General features: G+C 37.9%; 4 protein-coding genes. 2 read left to right on the forward strand and 2 right to left on the reverse strand.

All coding sequences use genetic code 11. The annotated features are described in order from the left end of the window. Nucleotides 1-3: 3 nt before the first annotated feature. Nucleotides 4-936, reverse strand: a complete 933-nt coding sequence (locus H5072_RS13730) for a biotin-dependent carboxyltransferase family protein (protein WP_182693834.1) — start codon at nucleotides 934-936, stop codon at nucleotides 4-6. Further along, nucleotides 929-1,594: a 5-oxoprolinase subunit PxpB gene (gene pxpB / locus H5072_RS13735; RefSeq protein WP_182693835.1), complete on the reverse strand. Its 666-nt coding sequence runs from the start codon at nucleotides 1,592-1,594 to the stop codon at nucleotides 929-931. Before pxpB ends, H5072_RS13730 begins: the two co-directional genes overlap by 8 nt. A gap of 248 nt (nucleotides 1,595-1,842) precedes the next feature. On the opposite strand from pxpB, the gene msrA reads away from it, so the two are divergent. Together msrA and H5072_RS13745 are read left to right on the forward strand one after the other, a co-directional pair. Further along, nucleotides 1,843-3,132: a peptide-methionine (S)-S-oxide reductase MsrA gene (gene msrA, locus H5072_RS13740; protein ID WP_182693836.1), complete on the forward strand. Its 1,290-nt coding sequence runs from the start codon at nucleotides 1,843-1,845 to the stop codon at nucleotides 3,130-3,132. Between the two features lie 133 nt (nucleotides 3,133-3,265). Continuing rightward, nucleotides 3,266-3,919, forward strand: a 654-nt coding sequence (locus tag H5072_RS13745; protein WP_182693837.1) for an amino acid ABC transporter substrate-binding protein, incomplete at its 3' end; no start/stop codon positions are given.

The following is a 3,919-nucleotide window of genomic DNA, read 5'->3' on the forward strand; positions in this document are numbered from 1 at the left end:
TTTTTATAATGTATTTTTAAGTGCAAGGCTCAATTGATGTAGGTGTCCGTCAAGTTTCTGCTTCGCCTTTGCTGCTTCTTCAAACGTTACATATTTAAACTCAACAGTATCTAAAGGTCTAAACTGTGCAAATTGACGTAAGTCGGCTTCAATAACAGTCCCTAGCAGAGGGTAGCCCCCTGTAGTTTGGCCATCATTTAGTAACACAATTGGCTCTCCACTTGGTGGGAGTTGAATACTCCCAGGGCTTACCCCTAATGATGGCAAAGAGTGCGAATGCCCCAAATTATTCTTATGCTCAAGCTCAAGCCTTACACCCATTCGGTTACTATTATTGCTGACTTTAAAAGCGGTAGACACAAAGTTGCTAAGTAAAGTCTCGCCTAATAAGTCGGCATGAGGACTTGGATGCAGGCGTATAAGTTTGCTCTGGGCGGGAGCAATTGCGCCTACCTTTATAAACTCTCCATAATAAGGAGTAATAGGTATTTTATCACCAGAGGTGAGAGATCTACCTTCAAAACCACCAAAACATGCGTTTAAATCTGTAGATTTAGAACCCATAACTTCAGCATTTTGTATACCGCCTTTCACTGCTAAATAAGCTCTTAAGCCTGCTCTACCAGTAGCAAAACTTAGGACTTGTTTGTTTTTTACTGCGTATGTCCAACCAGGATAAATTGCATGTCCATCAAGGGTTGCTTGCAAATCTGCACCATGAAGCGCAATTACTGTGTCGCAGGTAAATTCCAGTTCGCACAAACCCACAGTTATTTCTAAAACGGCATCATTGTCGTTATTGTTAAGTAATCTATTAGCAATGATTTGTGCAATAGGGTCTAAGCTACCCGCTTTGCTTACACCTAAATGGCGGTAGCCCTCACGGCCAAAATCTTGAATTGTAAGTAATACACCACTTTTAAGTACTTTAATCATGATTTGCTCCTTTATTAACGTGCGGAACAAATTCAAGCGTATCGCCTGGTTGAATTAAACAAGGTTGCTCAGAGGCCGAATCAAACAAAGCAGTATCTGTATGACCTATTATATGCCAACCACCTGGGGTATCTGCGGGGTAAATTCCGGTTTGTGCAGCACCTATCGCAACAGAGCCTTTAGGAACCCTAGTACGTGGCTCATCACGTCTTGGTGTATGTAATTGCTCATTTAAGCCATGTAGGTAAGCAAAACCGGGCTGAAAGCCTAAAAATAATACGTGGTACTTGGTTTTACTATGAATATTAATAACCTCATCAGCACTTAAATTATGATAGCGAGCCACGTAATTAATGTCCTCACCCTTGTATGTGGTTTCGATTAAGTGATGCTGCCCCTTAAATGTACTCGTTTTAATATCATTCCACAGCGAAGGTAGCACTTGTAACCACTTATTTAAGTGTTTATCTGATTTTAAATAAAGAGTGAGCGAGTTCATGGCTGGCACTAAATCGCTAAATTCATCAGTGCTTTTACAGTGGCTAGCTAAAGCCCAAATTTTCTTTTGAATAGAGAGTATATCTGTAGCGTCTAAATGCGATGCATCAAGTAGTAAACTACTGTTTGTTAATGCATAAATATGAGGAGCTGGCTTCATTAAATAAACCTATTTGTACAACATAGTTCAAACGTAACACAGTTTTATTAATTTATTTACACCATTGCGACTAAGTGGTTATGTTTATTGCCCAACTTACTTTAAGAGTAGTTTTATATTCAATTAATCGTATTTAACTTATTGAGGACCAAAATTTAATACGCTTCGTACTAAATAAGTAATTAGGTTGAAATGAAAATTAGGATAAGGAGGTCTTAGTTAGCACGCACTTGTTTAAGAGGTACTTTATGAAACACCAGCATTTATTATATTTATCAGGCGCTGCTATTATATTTAGCGCAGGCAGCTTTGCTTTATCTATGGAAAAGGTTGAGCACAGTAATGTAGAAGCCACCATGCATGTAGAAACCATTGTACTTGGATCGGGTTGTTTTTGGGGAGCGGAAAAACGCTACGAAGCGCTTAATGGCGTTATTGATGCTGAATCGGGGTACGCTGACGGCAATGGCTTTAAAGCTACCTACAGAAATATTACTGATCAGTCTCGTCGTTTTGATGAGAACAATTATGCTGAAGTTGTACAAGTTATGTATAACAGCAATATAATTTCAGCAGAAGATCTCTTAAAAAACTATTTTGAAAGTCACGACCCTACGCAAAAAAATCGCCAAGGTAACGACATTGGTACGCAATACCGCTCAATTGTATTAACGACCACTGATGCGCAAGCTAAAGTAGCTGAGCAAGTTAAATCGCAATATCAGCAGCTTTTAACTGATGCGAGCTATGGCAAAATTGAAACAGTTATTAAACCGCTTCAAGGTTTTGTATCGGCAGAAGAGTATCATCAAAATTATTTAGAAAAGAACCCTAATGGCTATTGTCCCAATCACTCTACCGGTGTTGTTTTTAATAAAACACCTGTAGAAAAAGTAGATAACACGGCTTTATTATCAGGAAAACAAATCGTAGTCTTAGATTCACGTGAGTACTGCCCATACTGTGAAAAGTTTAAAAAAACAGTCGCAAATGATTACAAAGGGACAATACCAATGTCGTTTCGCCATGCTGACCAACTTGATGATTTAACTATTAAGTCAGCCACGTGGGCAACACCGACCATTTTGTTTTTAGAAAATGGTATTGAGGTATATGGCCGTCAAGGTTACGCAACGCCTGAAGAGTTTTATAAAGCATTAGGCGCTTTTAAATTAGGCAACAGTGATGCTTATAAAGTTGCATTTGATGCACGAACAGATAGACCTTACTGTAAAGAGTACAAAGAGTTTAAAAATACACCAGACGGCACTTTTGTTGATAAATTAAGTGGCGAGCCACTATTTGATACAAGCGATAGGTTTAACTCAGGTACTGGTTGGTTGTCGTTTACTCATCCTGTAAAAAACAACGTAACACAGCACGACGATAGCAGCTGGGGCATGACACGCATTGAGCTTCGCTCTAAAAGTACAGGCATACACTTAGGGCATTTATTTCCAGGTGAAGGTCCAAGAGGTCGCGATCGTTACTGTATTAATGCAACAGTCCTTGATTTTGTACCGAGAGATAAAAGCTAAACCCTTTCTTTACGTAGCCTGATTCTAATCAGGCTTTTTTTTGCATAAAACAAAATAGGCTTATCATAATCTTTGCAAATTTGTTAAAATTAAAGCGTGCAGCTAATTGTCAATAATATTACTTAGGTTATTAATGAATCAATTTATAAAAATAGCAACGCAGTTAATATATTTGCCATTCGCTTTACTGCTTTTAATAAACAACGCTAAATCAGCGACTCATTACGTAGTAGGCGTAGAGAATATAGAATACCTTCCATACTACGATGGTAGTGGGGCTGATAACCGCGACTATTATGGTTTTAGTCAAAAGTTACTTACCTTGTTTGCCCAGCAGCATGACTTTAAGTTTGAGTTTTACACACTACCTATTAATCGACTTTACAAAGAATTTGTGGAACATCGCCATGTCGACTTTAAGTATCCAGATAACCCTAGCTGGAAATCAAGCTACAAAGCTTCATTTATTGATGTAAATAAAATTATTTATTCGCAGCCAACCGTTGTGACTAAAACGGGCATTGCGAGTTTAAATATAAATATCACTATTGATGAATGCATTAGTTTTGCAACGGTAAGAGGGTTTACGCCTCAAAGCTTTAAACCGTTAATGAATAATGAAAACGTTGAGTTAATAGAAACAGCTAACGTAATTGAATTAATAGAGTTGCTTTTAAAAGAGCGGGTGGAGTGTATTTACATATCTAACGATGTATTAAATTATAACCTCCTAAAATACTTTAAATTAACCCGAGCTGTTTATTTTCAAAACGAATTGCCGACAGAT

The sequence above is a fragment of the Pseudoalteromonas sp. SR45-5 genome, assembly GCF_014163565.1.
Classification (GTDB): Bacteria; Pseudomonadota; Gammaproteobacteria; order Enterobacterales; family Alteromonadaceae; genus Pseudoalteromonas; species Pseudoalteromonas distincta.

Coding starts and splice junctions, on each gene's coding strand:
- H5072_RS13730 (WP_182693834.1), bottom strand. CDS start 936: ATGATTAAAGTACTTAAAAGTGGTGTATTACTTACAATTCAAGATTTT.
- pxpB (WP_182693835.1), bottom strand. CDS start 1,594: ATGAAGCCAGCTCCTCATATTTATGCATTAACAAACAGTAGTTTACTA.
- msrA (WP_182693836.1), top strand. CDS start 1,843: ATGAAACACCAGCATTTATTATATTTATCAGGCGCTGCTATTATATTT.